The organism is Acinetobacter sp. COS3 (genome assembly GCF_000475335.1).
Lineage (GTDB): Bacteria > Pseudomonadota > Gammaproteobacteria > Pseudomonadales > Moraxellaceae > Acinetobacter > Acinetobacter venetianus.
The window spans coordinates 78,793-95,730 of record NZ_AXCD01000007.1 but is presented as its reverse complement, the minus strand read 5'-3'; the positions used below and the strand labels follow the sequence as shown (position 1 = coordinate 95,730).

Annotated in this window: 16 protein-coding genes; 9 read left to right on the top strand and 7 right to left on the bottom strand. The window is 36.2% G+C overall.

What is annotated here, in order from left to right; all coding sequences use genetic code 11:
- The first annotated feature begins 57 nt into the window (after nt 1–57).
- Nucleotides 58–738 carry an orotidine-5'-phosphate decarboxylase gene (gene pyrF / locus IO68_RS21280; protein ID WP_023012861.1) on the top strand — a complete coding sequence of 227 codons (681 nt, stop codon included), beginning with the start codon at nt 58–60 and terminating at the stop codon, nt 736–738.
- A gap of 72 nt (nt 739–810) precedes the next feature.
- On the opposite strand, the gene IO68_RS21275 is transcribed toward pyrF, so the two are convergent.
- On the bottom strand, nt 811–1,728 hold the full coding sequence (locus IO68_RS21275; protein WP_023012860.1) for a lysine exporter LysO family protein: 918 nt from the start codon (nt 1,726–1,728) through the stop codon (nt 811–813).
- Between the two features lie 47 nt (nt 1,729–1,775).
- Nucleotides 1,776–3,290 (bottom strand): flavin-containing monooxygenase, encoded by a 1,515-nt coding sequence (locus IO68_RS21270; protein WP_023012859.1) that lies wholly within the window; start codon nt 3,288–3,290, stop codon nt 1,776–1,778.
- Nucleotides 3,291–3,447: 157 nt separating this feature from the next.
- On the opposite strand from IO68_RS21270, the gene IO68_RS21265 reads away from it, so the two are divergent.
- The 5 genes from IO68_RS21265 to IO68_RS21245 all read left to right on the top strand — a co-directional run bounded on the left by IO68_RS21265 (nt 3,448) and on the right by IO68_RS21245 (nt 9,715).
- Complete coding sequence (locus IO68_RS21265) at nt 3,448–4,467, top strand: AraC family transcriptional regulator (protein ID WP_026094098.1); 1,020 nt, start codon at nt 3,448–3,450, stop codon at nt 4,465–4,467.
- Between the two features lie 118 nt (nt 4,468–4,585).
- Complete coding sequence (zapE, locus tag IO68_RS21260) at nt 4,586–5,731, top strand: cell division protein ZapE (protein WP_004879846.1); 1,146 nt, start codon at nt 4,586–4,588, stop codon at nt 5,729–5,731.
- A 295-nt stretch (nt 5,732–6,026) separates the two neighbouring features.
- Nucleotides 6,027–8,189, top strand: a complete 2,163-nt coding sequence (locus tag IO68_RS21255) for a malate synthase G (RefSeq protein WP_023012858.1) — start codon at nt 6,027–6,029, stop codon at nt 8,187–8,189.
- Between the two features lie 175 nt (nt 8,190–8,364).
- A complete protein-coding gene (locus IO68_RS21250) occupies nt 8,365–8,985 on the top strand; it encodes a 2OG-Fe(II) oxygenase (protein ID WP_023012857.1) in 621 nt (206 codons plus the stop codon).
- A 67-nt stretch (nt 8,986–9,052) separates the two neighbouring features.
- Nucleotides 9,053–9,715, top strand: a complete 663-nt coding sequence (locus tag IO68_RS21245; protein ID WP_023012856.1) for an SOS response-associated peptidase family protein — start codon at nt 9,053–9,055, stop codon at nt 9,713–9,715.
- Nucleotides 9,716–9,779: 64 nt separating this feature from the next.
- Here IO68_RS21245 and IO68_RS21240 read toward each other — a convergent pair whose 3' ends face one another.
- Complete coding sequence (locus IO68_RS21240) at nt 9,780–10,244, bottom strand: MarR family winged helix-turn-helix transcriptional regulator (RefSeq protein WP_004879839.1); 465 nt, start codon at nt 10,242–10,244, stop codon at nt 9,780–9,782.
- A gap of 685 nt (nt 10,245–10,929) precedes the next feature.
- On the bottom strand, nt 10,930–11,787 hold the full coding sequence (locus IO68_RS21235) for an alpha/beta fold hydrolase (protein ID WP_023012855.1): 858 nt from the start codon (nt 11,785–11,787) through the stop codon (nt 10,930–10,932).
- A gap of 131 nt (nt 11,788–11,918) precedes the next feature.
- On the opposite strand from IO68_RS21235, the gene IO68_RS21230 reads away from it, so the two are divergent.
- Nucleotides 11,919–12,374, top strand: a complete 456-nt coding sequence (locus IO68_RS21230; protein WP_023012854.1) for a hypothetical protein — start codon at nt 11,919–11,921, stop codon at nt 12,372–12,374.
- Nucleotides 12,375–12,385: 11 nt separating this feature from the next.
- Here IO68_RS21230 and IO68_RS21225 read toward each other — a convergent pair whose 3' ends face one another.
- Nucleotides 12,386–12,646 carry a hypothetical protein gene (locus tag IO68_RS21225; protein ID WP_004879833.1) on the bottom strand — a complete coding sequence of 87 codons (261 nt, stop codon included), beginning with the start codon at nt 12,644–12,646 and terminating at the stop codon, nt 12,386–12,388.
- A gap of 393 nt (nt 12,647–13,039) precedes the next feature.
- Nucleotides 13,040–14,341, bottom strand: coding sequence for a branched-chain amino acid transport system II carrier protein (brnQ, locus tag IO68_RS21220; RefSeq protein WP_023012853.1), 1,302 nt, complete (start codon nt 14,339–14,341; stop codon nt 13,040–13,042).
- A gap of 359 nt (nt 14,342–14,700) precedes the next feature.
- Between brnQ and map the strand changes: the two genes are divergently transcribed.
- A complete protein-coding gene (map, locus tag IO68_RS21215) occupies nt 14,701–15,498 on the top strand; it encodes a type I methionyl aminopeptidase (RefSeq protein WP_023012852.1) in 798 nt (265 codons plus the stop codon).
- Nucleotides 15,499–15,518: 20 nt separating this feature from the next.
- Here the strand turns inward: map and IO68_RS21210 are convergent, their stop codons facing one another.
- Nucleotides 15,519–16,442 (bottom strand): LysR family transcriptional regulator, encoded by a 924-nt coding sequence (locus IO68_RS21210; RefSeq protein ID WP_023012851.1) that lies wholly within the window; start codon nt 16,440–16,442, stop codon nt 15,519–15,521.
- Between the two features lie 128 nt (nt 16,443–16,570).
- Here IO68_RS21210 and IO68_RS21205 point away from each other — a divergent pair, with 128 nt between their 5' ends.
- A complete protein-coding gene (locus tag IO68_RS21205) occupies nt 16,571–16,894 on the top strand; it encodes a hypothetical protein (RefSeq protein ID WP_023012850.1) in 324 nt (107 codons plus the stop codon).
- Nucleotides 16,895–16,938: the final 44 nt, after the last annotated feature.

Genomic DNA, 16,938 nt, shown 5'->3' with positions numbered 1-16,938 from the left:
TTCATTTTATTATTCACTCTATAATTAAGCCGATTTTTATGTGATGGAACTAGATTCGTGAGTATTATTGTTGCCTTAGACGCAAAAAGCCAATATGACGCCTTAACAATTGTAGAACAGCTTGATCCGTCACTTTGTCGCGTCAAAGTTGGTAAAGAATTATTTACGCATGAAGGGCCATCGGTTGTTAAAAATTTACAAGATAAAGGCTATGAAGTATTCCTTGATTTAAAATTCCATGATATTCCAAATACGACAGCCCAAGCTGTATGCGCTGCTGCTGACTTAGGTGTGTGGATGGTCAATGTACATGCATCTGGTGGTCGTAAAATGATGGAAACCTGTGTAGAGCGTTTAAAAGCAGGTAACTATAAGACTCAACTCATTGCAGTCACAGTTTTAACTTCAATGGGTCGTGAGGATTTACGTGATATTGGTTTAGATATTGAACCAGTCGAACACGTAAAACGTTTAGCGAAATTAACTCAAGAAAGTGGTTTAGATGGTGTTGTATGCTCAGCACAAGAAGCAAAAATTCTACGTGACATGTTGGGTCAAGAGTTTGCATTGGTGACGCCGGGTATTCGTCCTGAAGGTTCAAATGCAGATGACCAAAAACGCATTGTCACACCTAAACAAGCAATCTTAGATGGTTCTACTCATCTAGTGATTGGTAGACCAATTACTAAGGCTGAAAATCCTACTGAAATGTTGAAATCGATTTTAGCTTCTATCTAACTCATTTGTTTTATAAAAATAGGTGGTATGAATTGCCACCTATTTTATTTGAATTGCATAGTTTTTTAGTAATTAGAAATTTAAGCTCAAAAATAAACTAATTAATAATGGTGCAAGTAACGATAAAATTAATCCACTCATCATCGCATGAGGAACATAATGCGTACCGCACGATTGTTTTACCATCGCAAGTGTAACGTCCATTGAGGTGGCACCTGCACTCGAAATTGCAGAGCGAGGGAAACGCCAACCTAAACAGTACATCAATAAAATTGCAAAAATTTCTCTAAATAGATCTGTTAATAAGGCAATTCCACCTAGCTTAGGTGAGTGCAATTCAGTGAATAAAATTCCAGACATTGAATACCAGCCGTAACCTTGGGCTAAGGCCATAACTTCATTTAGATGATACTGCTTAGACAAGAGTAAATAATTAAAGAGTGCTGCAAGGCAAGAGCCGATAAAAGCGGCTAGAGGTACTAAGAGAATTCGCCAGCTTAACCAGCTACGGTCAAATTGTGTAAACGCCAGTTCGACACCGATGAGAAAAATAAAAATGAGTAATAAATACCAACTATTGAACTCAAATTGTATTTCAGACCTATTTATTAATATACCTAGTAGAATACCGATAATTAGCGCTAGAAATGCTTTGGCTATATTTTTTAAAGCATCCACAAATAGGTGTAATGAAATCTTGCCTTGTACGCTTTGCCGATCAATCAATTTGTACGTCAATAAACAAACAAAGAATGAACCAATCGAGGTCGTAAAAGCAATCAAGATTGCTGGCGGAAGGATAGTTGTAGGATGATCAATATGATTGAGCGCTTGGGTCAATTCAAATGCCACACTTACTAATAGAATATAAGAAAAATAAGGAAGAATTTTAAATACAAATTGCTTTAGATTTTTAGAAAGATGGGGTGCTATAAAATAGCCTAAGCTAATCGCAATAAATATTTGGAAGATTAGAATAAATGAATGCATAAAAAAAGCAGGTTATAAATAACCTGCTTATTATGAAGAATTATTGATTAAGCTGCATTGTTTTTTGCATTTGCTGTTGTGCTCATAAAGTTATAATCAGCAACATTCACTTTGCGAGTTTCTAGCCAATATTTCCAAGTATAAGTTGGCCATAAAGAGAAGTTTTTACCATCAGCCGCTTGATACCAACTGCTGCAACCGCCAGCTTGCCAAACTGTTCCTTTCAGTTGTTCTTGTACGCGTTCATTAAACTGATCTTGTACATCATGTTTGATTTCAACAGCTTGTGTGCCAGTTTTATCTACGGTTTGAATGAGCTGTAAGATGTAATTCACTTGTGACTCGATCATGAAGATTACCGAGTTATGACCAAGAATCGTATTAGGCCCTAAGAGTTGGAATAGGTTAGGGAAGTTCTTAGTGCTTACACCATAATAACTTTCTGCACCATCTTTCCATGCTTGTTTAAGCTCAATCCCATTACGACCGACACAGTTAAAGTGCTTTAAGTAAATACGCGGGTCAGTAATAAAGCCTGTACCGTAAATCAAGCAATCAATCTGACGCTCTTGACCATCTTTGGTAATGATCCCGCTTGTAGTCACTTCTTGAATGCCATCAGTTACCAATTCAACATTTTTACGATTAAAGGTAGGGAAGTATTTGTTTGAGATCAAAATACGTTTACAACCCATAACAAAGTCTGGGGTTAGTTTTTTCGCCAATTCCTTGTCTTTCACTTGGAAACGGATAAATGCTTCAGCAAGTTTTTGTCCATATTTCATAATTTGTGGTTGTACAATCGGTACAACACGTGATTCATTAGTCCAGTACAGGCGAGTGCGGTGAATTTGACGATAAATATTTGAAGCTTTAAAGAGTGATTTACTCAGTTGTGAATATTTACGTTCGTCACGCGGAATCACCCATGCTGCTGTGCGTTGAAACACATAAAGTTGTTTAACATCTTTCGCAATTTCAGGGATATATTGAATAGCACTGCCGCCTGTACCAATGGATGCAACAGATTTACCTTCTAAACTATAGTCGTGATCCCATTGTGAAGAATGGAATACTTTGCCTTTAAATTTCTCTATTCCTTTAAGATGCGGAACTTGAGGAACGTGTAAAGGTCCAGAGGCAAAGATAACAAATTGAGCTTCAAGAGTTGGCTGATCTTTTAACTCTAAAGTCCAAACATTACGAGTTTCGTCGAACTCGGCATTGGTCACTTCATGATTAAACTTACAATAATCTTTTAGTTTATATTGCTCAGTAATATCTTGAATATATTCAAAAATTTCATCTGCCTCAGCGTAACGCTTTGACCAGTCTGTTTTAGGTGCAAATGAAAGTGAATACATATGTGATTGAACATCACAAGCTGCACCAGGATATTGGTTTTCACGCCATGTACCACCGACATCATTGGTCTTTTCTAAAATTACAAAATCGTTGATTTGACTTTGTAATAGTCGAATTGCCATTGCTAATCCACCAAAACCAGCACCAATAATTGCAACTTTAGTTTTTTGAATCGCATTTTGGGATACTTCACGCATAGCCTACGCCCTATATACAGCTAAATTTTGCTCAATTTTAAAGGTTTTGTTGAGATTAAATATGATTGTATAGACGCAAAACTTGATCATTTCGGCAATTTATTTGCTCGTTCTTTTGTAGTACAACATTAAAGTTTTGAGAATTGTATTTGATGAGATGAAAAGATCTATCCTCGGATTGATGTATTTGATTCAAGGCATGCGGCATGTCGGTATTGATGTGGATGCTCGCCTCGCAGATATGGGAATTCAAGCTGATGCTTTAGATCCAAGCTCTATTATTCCAGATGCAATTGAATGGGATATTTTACAACATATTAGTCAGGATCTTCGTGCTGAACAAGGTCTGTTTATCGGTCAGCATTATGCACTCGCAGGTTATGGGCCTTTTCTCATGTTGTTGGTAACAAGTGAGAATTTACATACTGCTTTGCACAATGGTGTCCGTTTTCAGCGTTTAACTCATCTTTTTGGTTCATTGGATCTCAATATTACTGAGCATCAAATCTATTTAGATTATCAGCCTGTTCAATTGGACACTCACTTAGGTCATTTAAGAGCACAATGCGAAATTTCAGGTACTTATAAGTTTTTGCAAGATATTTTCAAGATGATGGGGCTTGAAACGCCTAAAATTAAAATTGAATTACCATTTCAAAGACCTGCTGATTTATCATTATTATCTGCATATCAAGAATATTATGGACAAGATGTCAAATTCGACTGTAAACAAGCATCGTTTATTCTGAATGATATCGAAATTTTAAAAGTAAAAATTCCTTCTGCTGATGCGATTACTTGTCGTGTTTATGAAGAAAAATGCCTACAAGACTTAGCGAACTTGCAGAAAAGTGAAAAGCAAAAACTTACTGTTGTTGAGTATGTCGAAGATTATTTAGAGCTGCAAAATGGAATCATTCCAACGATGGCAGAAACGGCATGTGCTTTACATATTCCTGAGCGTACATTAAGACATCAATTGCAGCAAATGCAGACCAGCTATAAAGAAATTCGTGAACGTCTGATCAAACAGAAGGCAATAAAATTTATAGAAGACAGTTCATATTCGATTGAACAAGTGGCAGAATTGCTTGGTTATTCTGAACCAGCAGCGTTTAATCATGCGTTCAAAAGATGGTTTGGACAGAGCCCAAGACAATATAATCGAAATAATTAAATGATTAAAAATGGTACATTATGATGTTTAAACTCTATGATAATTAAGCCTAAAATCTAATGTCTTTGAACTCAATGTTCGATATAATTTTCACCAATTAAAATTGCAATAACACCTTATGTCAAATTCTAAACCAGACTCATATAGCACTGCATTTATCCCAACATCACCTGCAGAGCGTTATGCTCAAGCACTTGATTCAGGACAATTCATGCCAGATGAAGCGCAAGCTGAGGCAGTGCAAGAGTTAGATCGAGTATGGAAAGAGTTACTCACTCGCTATAAAGCATCAAAGAAGGCATTTCGGCGTTTCCGTCGTCAGACCTATCCAAAAGGTGTTTATATGTGGGGTGGTGTAGGTCGTGGGAAAACATGGCTAATGGATCAGTTCTATGATGCTGTTCCATTTCGTCGTAAAACACGTATGCATTTCCATCATTTTATGCAACATGTTCACAAAGAGTTGAACAAGTTATCTGGTCAACGCAATCCATTGGATTTGGTAGCTGATCAGATCTATAAAAATGCTGTTGTGATTTGTTTTGACGAATTCTTTGTGTCGAATGTTACCGATGCGATGATTTTAAGTGATTTATTTCAAAAGCTATTTGAGCGCGGAATTACTTTGATCGCCACATCAAATATTGCACCAGAAGGATTATATAAAAATGGTATTCACCGCGATCGTTTCTTACCAACAATTGAGCTAGTACAAAAAAACTGTACGGTTTTGAATGTTGATGCAGGTGTTGATTACCGTTTACGTGTTTTAAAGCAAGCACAATTATTTAAGTATCCATTAACCAATGATGCACAGTCTTGGTTATCGGATCGCTTTAAGGCATTGACGCAAACACAAGTTCAGTCGAATTCTCCAATCATGATTAATAATCGTATTGTAGAGACCTTAGGTCATACCGAAGATGTTTTGTGGTGTGAGTTTTCTGAACTATGTTTCAAACCAAGAAGTCCAGCGGACTTTATTGAAATTGCGAATATTTACAACACCGTTTTAGTGAGTAACGTACCTCATTTAACAGATTTCTTATCCGAAGGTACGCGTCGATTTATTTATTTGGTCGATGAGTTCTATGATCGTGGTGTAAAGCTTTTGCTTACCTCTGAAGACTCAATTATTGAACTATACGAAGGTTCAAAATTGGCTTTCGAGATTGAACGGACTAGATCACGTTTACTCGAAATGCAATCTGATGATTATTTACATTCTGAGCATCGACAAATACAAGTCGCAAAAACTTCATAAATGAAAAGGCATTCTACGGAATGCCTTTTTTTATAAATTCGATACAGAGAAGGCTTTATTCTTGGTTGAATTTTGTTATAAATAAATGGCTTTAATGGAAATAAGTAAATTACAAACTAGAAAGGGATTTTTCTCCGTATATTTGATGTTTTGTCAATAACATAAAGTTAAGCTTGTCAATACTTCTAATGGAGAAAATGCTTACTATTTAGGAATGTGATATTACTATTCAGGCTAGTATAAATCGGTATACTAGGTTTCTTGTTATAAAAAGTTAGCACCATCAGGAAAGACAATGACTGTACGTATTCAACAAGGCAAGCTAGCGATTGCTAAAGAACTTTACGATTTCATCGAAAATGAAGCTTTACCAGGTTCTGGTTTAGATAGTGAAACTTACTGGAAAAACTTCGAGCAAGTCGTTGTCGACCTAAGCCCAAAGAACAAGGCGCTATTGGCTAAACGTGATGAACTTCAAGCAAAGATTGATGAATGGCATCGCAACAATAAATTTGAATTAAATGCATATAAAGCATTCTTAACAGAAATTGGCTACCTTGAACCAGAAGTTGCAGACTTTAAAGTAACGACTGAAAATGTAGATGAAGAAATTGCATTATTAGCAGGTCCGCAACTTGTTGTACCAGTACGTAATGCACGTTATTGCTTAAATGCTGCAAATGCACGTTGGGGTTCATTGTACGATGCGCTTTATGGCACAGATGTAATCTCAGAAGAAAATGGCGCAGAAAAGGGTAAAGGCTATAACCCTGTTCGTGGCGACAAAGTGATTGCATTCGCTAAAGATTTCTTAAATCAAACTTTCCCATTAGCGCAAGGCTCACATGCGGATGCGACTAAATACGCTGTTGTAAATAACGGCTTAGCAGTAACACTTAAAGATGGTTCTACTACATCTTTAGCGCATGAATCTCAATTTGTAGGTTTCAATGGTGATGCTGCTAATCCAACAGAAATCGTTCTGTTGAACAATGGATTACACGTTATCATTGATATCGATGCGAATAGCCCAATTGGCAAAACTGATGCAGCTGGTGTAAAAGATTTAACACTTGAAGCCGCAATCACAACGATTCAAGATTTAGAAGACTCTGTTGCAGCTGTAGATGCTGAAGAGAAAGTTGAAGGCTATCGTAACTGGTTAGGTTTGATGAAGGGTGATCTTCAAGAATCTATCGAGAAAAATGGTAAAACGATTACTCGTACTTTAAATAAAGACCGTACAGTTCAAAACTTAATTGGTGGTACGACAACTTTACATGGTCGTTCGCTCATGCTTCTTCGTAACGTTGGTCACTTAATGACGAATCCAGCGATCCTTGTAGAAGGTGAAGAGGTATTTGAAGGTATTATGGATGCGTTGGTAACGCCGTTACTTACAATCTCTGATATCCGTGGTCAAAACGAGAACCATAACTCTCGCAAAGGTTCTATGTATATCGTTAAGCCGAAAATGCATGGGCCTGAAGAAGTTGCTTTCGCCGTTGAATTATTTGAGCGTGCTGAACAAGCAATTGGTTTACCAGCTAAAACGCTTAAAATCGGTATTATGGATGAAGAGCGTCGTACATCAGTGAACTTGAAAAACTGTATTGCTGCTGCTAAAGATCGTACCATCTTTATCAACACAGGTTTCATGGACCGTACAGGTGACGAAATCCATACATCTATGGAAGCTGCTCCAGTTGTTCGTAAAGAAGCTGTTAAAACACAAAAATGGATCGCTGCTTACGAAAACCGTAACGTTGCAATTGGTCTAGCGTGTGGTTTGCAAGGTAAAGCTCAAATTGGTAAAGGCATGTGGCCAAAACCAGACAGCATGAAAGATATGTTAGCAACTAAAACTGCTCATCCAAATGCTGGTGCGACTTGTGCTTGGGTTCCATCACCAACTGGTGCAGTACTTCATGCATTGCATTATCATCAAATCAACGTTAAAGCACGTCAAGATGTATTAGCTGCTGAAGATATGTTGACACTTGATGACTTGTTAACACCTCCATTTGCACCAGAAACAAACTGGACTGCTGAAGAGTTGAACAATGAGCTTGAAAATAACTGTCAAGGTATCTTGGGTTATGTAGTTCGTTGGGTTGACCTTGGTGTAGGTTGCTCTAAGGTTCCAGACATTAACAATGTTGGTTTAATGGAAGATCGTGCAACTTTACGTATTTCTTCACAACACGTTGCTAACTGGTTACGTCACGGTATCGTAACGCGTGCGCAAGTTGAAGAAGTACTTAAGCGTATGGCTGTAATTGTTGATCAGCAAAATGCGAATGATCCACTTTATACACCAATGGCGCCAAACTTTGATGGTATTGCATTCCAAGCTGCTTCCGACTTGATCTTCAAGGGTGCTGAGCAACCATCTGGTTATACAGAGCCATTGTTACACGCTGCTCGTTTAAAACTTAAAGGTTATACAGGTGATTAATATCATCTAAAATGAAAAGCCTCTTCGGAGGCTTTTTTTTGTTAATAAATTCATGTTTTTAAAAGTGAAATTTATTTAACAACTCCTCCAGATTGAAAAACAGGATTAAACATCTTACTAATAAAATTTTTGCTATAATCTATTTTGATTTTTATCATTCAGTCGAATCATAACGATGTCACATATTTTAAAATTAGATGCTCTCAAAGAAGCGCAAGTTTCAACTTCACCATATCCTTATTTTGTGGTTGAAAACTCAATTGTAGATGAGGAAGTTAAGGCGGTAATTCAAGATTTCCCTAAGATCGAGCAGGGTGGAAGTTATAACCTTGCAGATGTAGAGTTGAAGCCAAATTTTGATCGTTTTCTAAAATCATTAGATTCTAAAGAATTTCGTCAAATTCTGACAGATAAGTTTGATGTGGATGTTATGGAACATCCAATGATGATTACTTTGCGTGGCTATTCACGACAAAAAGATGGTCGTATTCATTCAGATTCAAAAACCAAGCTTCTTACAATTTTGATTTATTTGAATGAATCTTGGGATGCTCCAACAGGTCGCTTACGTATTCTTAATGATGAAAAGAATATGGATGATTATGTTGAAGAAATTAATGCTGGCCCTGGGACTTTGGTTGCTTTTAAAGTGACAGATAATGGTTGGCATGGTTATGTACCTTATGAAGGGCAACGTCAATCAATCCAAATCAACTTTTTAACCAGTGACAAAGCAAATGCTAAACATCGTTTTGTGCATGGGTTAAGCGCGAAGATGAAAAAGTTATTTGGATAATTAGAATTATATGAAAAGGAGGGCAACCTCCTTTTTATTTTTAAATCTGAGCTAAACGACATAATACATGTGTGCGAACTATAAACCATTAACCATTGAACAGTCTAAGCAACTCGAATTGCCACTGATTCCATTTGAATATACAGAGGAAGTTTATCCTAGCTATAAAACGCCTTTGTTATTTAAATCTGATCATGGTTTGGAATGGCGTGAAGTGTTGTTTGGATTGGTACCGAAATGGTCTGAAGATATCAATATTTCAAAGCATACCTATAATGCTAGACATGAGACAATTTTTCAAAAGCCAAGCTTTCAGAATGCTGCTTACAAATGCAAATTTGGTGTAATTCCAGTTTCGGAATTCTATGAAAGCAAGTATATCGAAAATAAGCCGCAACGCTGGGGTGTTAGACGCAAAGATGGTAAAGCATTTTATATCGCAGCACTCTATGAAATTCGTAAGTTAAATGATCAAATTATCCGCTCAGCGGCGATGCTTACGATGGACGCAATTAATCATCCGATGATGAAAGATTTCCATGAACCAGGTGATGTAAAAAGATCAGTCGTTGTGATACCTGACACACGTTTGGATGATTGGTTGAGTTTAAAGCAACCGTATCAACTTAATGAGTATATGAAAGGTTTTCCTGTTGAAGAGTTCGAGTGTTCACATGTACCAAAAGCAAGAATTGAAAAGATCACACCGCAGTTGAATATGTTTGATTAAATGAAGATTATTTCAAATAAAAAAAGCTTCTTTAAAGAAGCTTTTTTTATTATGTTTAAATGATTTAGCGAGCAAGGTTTTTAAACATATGGCGTAAAATTTCCATCGTTTTTTCAATTTGTAATGGTGTTAAACCATCAAAAGACTGCTCTAGGATGACAGAGGTTAGATCATTGATCTTCACAATCATTTCTTGACCTTTTTCTGTTAAATGAACACGGGTAATACGCCCATCTTCCTTACACGAATAAGTCTCGATATACCCTTCATCTTTCAAACGATAAACGATTTTTGTCGTTGTCGACATTTTGGAAATTACCATATCTGAAAGTTCAGAAACGCTTGCATGAGGTTTTACGTTCAATGCAAGTAAAATACGGCGGCGAGAATTGTCTAAACCATACTTCTTAAGTACGTTATCGATGTTTTGGACGTACTGAGCATTTACTTGAGAAATCCAGTAAAAAGGGAAGTCTTCTAAGTTAAATGATTCGGCTGTAGGTAAAAAACGCGCATATTTTTTAGGCATCTACATATTTCCTATGCTTGTTACGGTGAGCTAGAAAACCTAGCTCTTAGATTCCATGAAATGTCTATAATACCTGTTAGAAAAGACAATAAAACTTGAATTTTCTACCATTCCATTTATAACAAATCTTCCTTAAAGAAGCTCTATTGCTATCTTTATTATGTATAAGTAAATTATCGAAAAAACATATAAAAATTTTATTTATGATGATTTTACCTATGCATTTGCCCCCAATGATGTACCTTAAGTTTTGCATCTTAGCTACTGTTCGGAACAAGTGTATTGTAGAAAATAAATACAAATTATGACGTGACTTTTTTATAAAAAAATTCTGTCTCAAATGTCATAAAATAATTAAATAAATTCATTCATAAAATAAATGACTGTTAATACAGCACTTTGGTTTAAACGGTTGGTTAAAAAGTGGCTTGTTAAACTTCATTTATAAGATGAATAAATACATTCTTTATCACATTTTTAGGAGTTTTTTAAACAATTAAAAGTTTCAAAATTATACGAGTGTAGTTTTATTAACCAATCTTTAGTTATTTTAATGAATATCTTATAAATCATAAATTTGCTTAAACAAGAAATTTCATGCCTCAATTTCTTCAATAAAAAAGCGCATCTAAACAGGATTACAGGTTTAGATGCGCAAAGCGTAAAACTTTATGGTGAATCAAAACTAAATCGCTAATTCCTTTTCTAATAGTGGCCATAGCTTATGATGAGACTTTTTGAACATCGCCATGTGTCCGATTTGCTTATATCCATATTTGTGAGGGTTGAGTTCAATAAATTTTGTCTGGGCATTCGGATATAAGCGCAAAAGATCTTGTACATTGGTTTCTGTCGCAATCTCGTCATCTGTTGCCCAGAAAGATGTGATTGGAATTTGAATTTCTTGATGATAGTCATCAAAAATAGTTTTTCCAATCGCATTCATTATATAACCAGGTTTACTACAAAATTCGGCCCATTGTTTTGCAACATTTTTAGGTAGGTTTTCACCCATTCCGATGAATTGGGTTGCACCATATCCTTTTACAAAACTTGAAATAGGAAAGATCACGTTAAACATCAGTGGTGCAAGGAGCTTTGTTTTGCCTTTTAGGCCTTTGACATGTCCAGTTGATCCAGCGATTGCGAGGACTTTGGCAACTTTATTGTAATGTGGATTGATTCCAAGTAATTGTCCACCCGCACTGTGTCCAATGATAACGACCTTTTCCGATTGTGTTCGATTTAAAAGTACTTCAATCGCAGCAGGGATGTCTAATTGCCCCCAATCATTAATACTTGCATTCGAGTCTTTTAATTTTCCATGTAGGGACTGTCCAATACCACGAAAGTCAAAACTTAATACATTGTAGCCTTGCTGATTTAACCATTCGGCAAAAGCATGATAAAAGTTTTTTGTGATTCCAGTTGCAGGGCAAATCAAAATAGGAAATTCTTTGGTAGATTTTTCCGTTGGGTAATACTGTGCAGCAAGTTGGTAGCCATCTTTACAGCTAATCCATAGAGATTCAAAGGTATTCATCAAGCAATACTCTTGTGTTTGTATTTTTCTACTGTACATCAGTTCTAAAAAGAAACTTGATTATTTAATGACTAAAAAGTCAAAAATTATGTAATATACCGTTTTAAAAAAAGAAACATGTAGGATACGAGATGTTGGTTTTAACAACTGCAACCGAATTGGCAATTGTTTTTAGTGGGATCTTTCTTTGGGTTGGAATGATTACTGGCGTCTGGAAATACTATCAAATTCGAAATTCTGCTCTGGCACGAGCACATTACTATGTTGACATTGCTCATCGCAGTAGTCTTTTATACGCAGCAGCAAGTTTGATTTTAGCTGTACTGAGCTATTTTACGATTCTATCAAATGAATTAAGTCTGTTCTGTGTGGTTGCAAATCTTTTCTTTTTCTCAATGTCGATTTTAATTTATATCGTTCATGGGTGTTTAAAAGATACAACTAACCAATTTAAGCAGCCACATCAATTAGGAAAATGGACGCTTCCGGGCTGGTGTATGACAATTATGATGTTAGGTTTAATTGTAGTAGAGCTGGGTGCTACAGGGATTTTATTGTTTGGAACTATTTTTAGTTTTTGGAATTAAAAAATGGATGATTACTCATCCATTTTCCCTACAGAAACTTTTTGGCGCTGGGCGCTCATCTGTCGAAACTTACGATCGACAATCCCCCACGTACAAAAGGCAACAGAAACAATCAGCGCATAAGCAAAATATTCAGGTTTGAGATTACCTTTAATTGTGCCTTGAAATAACAACGTGGCCATCAGTGCTAGCGGTGTTATTGCATATACGATTGAATCGTTAGCCTTCAGAGTGTTAATGAAGACTTGCTTGTTGAAATGTAATGATAACATCTCCATCCCTCCTTGTGTCGTGATGACAAAAACCAAATCATTTTTGTCAGAATTATTCTTAAAGTTGTACTGCTAATTTCTAAGTATTTCAATAGGTATGCTGACTATTTTTTAAATAAATTTATGAATGTATTGATTTCTATAGTGTTTAACTATTTTTTTAGTGAATTTATGCTATTTTTATTTTAAATATAATGCAGAAATTTTACATTTTGAAAAGTTTAGTAAAGATCGGATTCTAGCTAATTTCTGCTTAAAAACTTAAATTGTGCTTAAAAGACTAAAATTAAAAAAAGATTTGTCGTAAACAAAAAATGAACATTGGGTAAAAGAACATCTTTTGTATAGCTAAAATCATGTTTGGGTAAAACATTATTTTAACGACAAATCATTTTAACTTTTTTGTTTAATCGCTCGATCAATCACAATCGAAATAAACAAAACAGCCAGTGAAGGTAATAACCAAGCGAGGTTTTGTTCATTCAATGGTAAATGGGCAATAAATTGTGGTAATTGCTCAGTGAAACCAGCTGCTTTAATCGCCTCGATAATACCGAATAGAAAAGCTACGGCAGTAACTGAACCAACGACTAATGATGGTTTATTCCAACGTTTCCAGAAGAAGCTCAACATAATCACGACAATCGCTGGAGGATAGATTGCACTAAGGACAGGTACTGAAACTGCAATCAATTTAGTCAAACCTAAGTTTGAGATTACTAAAGAGAAGCCGATTAGAATGAAAACGAGAAGTTTATAGGGTAAGCCTGTAAGTTCAGTGAAATATTCAGCACATGCGCAAGTTAAACCAATTGCTGTAACCATACATGCAAGAAAGATTAGACCTGTGAGGAATAGCGAACCTAAATCACCAAATGCATGTTGTACATAAGCATGTAGGATGATTGCACCGTTGTCAGCATTTGCTGCAACTTCATGACTTCCTAAGCCAAGTTTAAATAAGCTGATATAAACAAGGGTTAAACCAACGCCTGCAATCAAACTGGCGATAATTGCGTACTTCGTGATCAGTTTCGAGTCAGTGACACCGCGTGATTGAATAGCTTGGATAATGACAATACCAAATACCAATGCGCCCAAAGTATCCATGGTTAGATAACCATTTACGAAGCCTTCTGAAACTGGACTTGAAACATACTTGTTAATTGGCGGTGAGATGTAGCCCGTTGGAATCACAATTGCAGCAATACCAAGTATTGCAAGTGCAAAGATTTTTAAAGGAGCAAGTACGTGACCGACGGTATCTAAAAGTTTATTTGGATATAAAGAAACAGCTGTTACTAAAGCAAAATAAATAACGCTATAGATAAATAAACTGCTACCAGATGTTCCGAAATAGGGTGCAAAACCAATTTCATAAGAAACCGTTGCTGTTCGAGGTGTGGCAAAGAGTGGACCAACAGACAAATAACAAACGATAGTGAGCAATAAACTTGCGAAACGACCTAAGGGGGAGCTGATAATTTCAATAGAGCCTTGCATTCTCGACAAAGCCATAATCGTAATGACTGGTAGACCTACTGCGGTGATCAAAAATCCAAATGCAGCTAGCCATACGTGCTCACCAGCTTGTTGAGCAACAATGGGAGGAAAAATAATATTACCCGCACCAATAAAAAGTGCGAAGGTCATAAAACCTAAAGCAATAATATCTCCTGTACGAAGATGGTTCATAAAACAGGGAGGAATAAAATAAAAGTGCGAATTCTAGAACATAAATGTAGTCATTTGAAACTAATTTTATGTGAAAATTGGTTTATTTTTGACTAAAAAGAAATTATTAAAATCATAGGATTAGCATTGGTAAACTTAATTTGTTGAAAAGGTTTTAAAACTAAAAAAATGGGAGTTTTTATACTTTTTTCCTATCCCCATAGTCGGAATTAAATGTAAAATAGTGATTAGATTCAATTCTGAAAGGATTGAACAATTTATAGCTAAAGCGTACAACTATTGATAAACGCTAAATAGAACAGATATAGATATATGATCTGTATTTTTATTTTTGATTTTTTAAATAAGGAATATCTCGAATGAGAGCTTCTACTGTGACCATCAAAACGGAACAAGACATTGAGAAACTTCGTATCTCAGGGCGTTTAGCGGCACAAGTTTTAGAAATGATAGGACCTTATATTAAGCCGGGCGTCAGTACGGAGTATTTAGACGATATTTGTAATGATTATATTGTAAATACATTGCAAGTTATTCCTGCAAATGTTGGATATCACGGCTTTACCAAAACGACCTGTATTTCTGTAAATGAAGAGGTTTGCCATGCTATTCCTTCTGCAAAAAAGATTTTGCAGGATGGTGATATTTTAAATATTGACGTTGCCGTTATTAAAGAAGGCTATTTCGGTGATACAAGTCGAATGTATTTTGTAGGTCAAGTTAGCCCTGAGGCTAAAAAACTTGTGAACACAACTTATGAGGCAATGCTAGCAGGGATTCGTACAGTAAAGCCAGGCGCGACATTGGGTGATATTGGATTTGCCATTCAATCCGTTGCACATCGTGAAGGTTATAGTATTGTTCGTGAATACTGTGGGCATGGAATTGGCCGTGTTTATCACGAGCAACCGAATATTCTGCATTATGGCCAAAAAGGTCAAGGCATGGTTTTGAAAAAAGGTATGGTCTTTACGATTGAACCTATGGTGAATGCAGGTAAACCATACGTAAAAGAGCTAAATGATGGATGGACTGTTGTTACACAAGATAAGTCCCTATCAGCTCAATGGGAGCATATGGTTGCGGTGACAGATGATGGCTTTGAATTATTAACGCCATGGCCTGAGGGAACTGGCGATTATCCCGCTATTTCTTGATGAAAAAGCGAAAGGCTCGATTATAAATCGGGCCTTTTTTTGGTAGAGCACAATGTCAGTTGTTCGACAAGATAATCAATAAATACACGAACTGCAGGTAATAAGCCACGTCGTGATGGATAGACAGCATGGAAAATACCATGTGGCGCAGTCCATTCAGGTAGAACCTTAACCAGTTGACCTGTTTTAATGAAGTCTTGAGCAATACTGTCTGGAAGTAGAGCAATACCACAACTTTGACTGGCCAATTCTGCAAGCATTAATAAGTTTGAACCCATGATAACGGGATTAACTTTAATTTTCTTTTGTTGATGATCAGGACCTGTGAGTAAGAAGTTTTGATCTAGATGCTCTTCTGCCATGCTAATGATGCGATGTTCACTTAGTTGTTCTGGTGTAGACAAATGACCAAACTCATTTAAATACGCTTGACTTGCGAAGAGACGCTGTTCGATTGCTTCAAATTGTCTTAAAACAAGGTTTGGATCGTCGTCTAATTTCGAGCGAACGCGTAAAGCGAGATCAATTCCTTCATTGATGACATCAACACGACGATTACTGACCATCATCTGAACACGAACTTCAGGATATTTTTTAAGGAATGCTGGCAATATTTTTGCCATTTGGTTTTGAGCAATATCGACAGGTACGCTAACTTTGATCACACCGCGAGGTTCACTACTTAAGTGGTTGACTACGTCGTGGGCTGCCTGAGCTGCATTCATCATCACTTGCGCATGACGATAAACATCCATACCAATATCAGTCACAGCAAAATGACGCGAACTGCGTTGGATCAGACGAACACCGAGTTGTTCTTCAAGATTATAAACTCTGCGGCTTAATTTAGATTTTGGAATATCTGTTGCTCGTTCAGCTGCACTGAAACCACCATGCTCAACAACGAGCGCAAAACAATAAAAATCATCTAAATCCGTCAACATTATTCAATTCCATTTCTGCAACATTTTTTATTTTATATATTTATCGTTGCAAAAATAAGAGCTTATTCGATATTTTTTGTATTGGTAAAATACTTCTATAATGGCAGAAATTTTTTTGATGAAATGCTATGTCTTTCCAACTCATTGAGGTTGCAGATGCAACTGTAAATATTCTATGTCCACATTGTCATCATGCTGTATTAGACTGGAACCAAGAACAATACATTCAGCCTTGTGAGCACACTTTGTTTATGGCAATGGATTTGGGTTTTGAATTTATTGCAGATCGTTTTGAAGAGGTTTTACCTCAATCTGTCGATGAGATACATGAAGATCCTAATATGAATGTTTATGTTTGTGTTAGCCAAGCAAACTATCCTGATATGCAAATTTTCAAAGCTGATTTGGGTGTAGAGGGAATGTACAGATACGTTGGATTTAGTGAAAATTAGAAAGCCAGAAATAAAAAAGCCAATCATTTGATTGGCTTTCTATG

What these genes read in the sequence shown, in the direction of transcription:
- IO68_RS21245 (WP_023012856.1), top strand. Translation starts at nt 9,053, where the DNA reads ATGTGTGCGAACTATAAACCATTAACCATTGAACAGTCTAAGCAACTC.
- IO68_RS21255 (WP_023012858.1), top strand. Translation starts at nt 6,027, where the DNA reads ATGACTGTACGTATTCAACAAGGCAAGCTAGCGATTGCTAAAGAACTT.
- map (WP_023012852.1), top strand. Translation starts at nt 14,701, where the DNA reads ATGAGAGCTTCTACTGTGACCATCAAAACGGAACAAGACATTGAGAAA.
- IO68_RS21230 (WP_023012854.1), top strand. Translation starts at nt 11,919, where the DNA reads ATGTTGGTTTTAACAACTGCAACCGAATTGGCAATTGTTTTTAGTGGG.
- IO68_RS21225 (WP_004879833.1), bottom strand. Translation starts at nt 12,646, where the DNA reads ATGTTATCATTACATTTCAACAAGCAAGTCTTCATTAACACTCTGAAG.
- zapE (WP_004879846.1), top strand. Translation starts at nt 4,586, where the DNA reads ATGTCAAATTCTAAACCAGACTCATATAGCACTGCATTTATCCCAACA.
- IO68_RS21250 (WP_023012857.1), top strand. Translation starts at nt 8,365, where the DNA reads ATGTCACATATTTTAAAATTAGATGCTCTCAAAGAAGCGCAAGTTTCA.
- brnQ (WP_023012853.1), bottom strand. Translation starts at nt 14,341, where the DNA reads ATGAACCATCTTCGTACAGGAGATATTATTGCTTTAGGTTTTATGACC.
- IO68_RS21240 (WP_004879839.1), bottom strand. Translation starts at nt 10,244, where the DNA reads ATGCCTAAAAAATATGCGCGTTTTTTACCTACAGCCGAATCATTTAAC.
- IO68_RS21235 (WP_023012855.1), bottom strand. Translation starts at nt 11,787, where the DNA reads ATGAATACCTTTGAATCTCTATGGATTAGCTGTAAAGATGGCTACCAA.
- IO68_RS21205 (WP_023012850.1), top strand. Translation starts at nt 16,571, where the DNA reads ATGTCTTTCCAACTCATTGAGGTTGCAGATGCAACTGTAAATATTCTA.
- IO68_RS21265 (WP_026094098.1), top strand. Translation starts at nt 3,448, where the DNA reads ATGAAAAGATCTATCCTCGGATTGATGTATTTGATTCAAGGCATGCGG.
- IO68_RS21210 (WP_023012851.1), bottom strand. Translation starts at nt 16,442, where the DNA reads ATGTTGACGGATTTAGATGATTTTTATTGTTTTGCGCTCGTTGTTGAG.
- IO68_RS21275 (WP_023012860.1), bottom strand. Translation starts at nt 1,728, where the DNA reads ATGCATTCATTTATTCTAATCTTCCAAATATTTATTGCGATTAGCTTA.
- IO68_RS21270 (WP_023012859.1), bottom strand. Translation starts at nt 3,290, where the DNA reads ATGCGTGAAGTATCCCAAAATGCGATTCAAAAAACTAAAGTTGCAATT.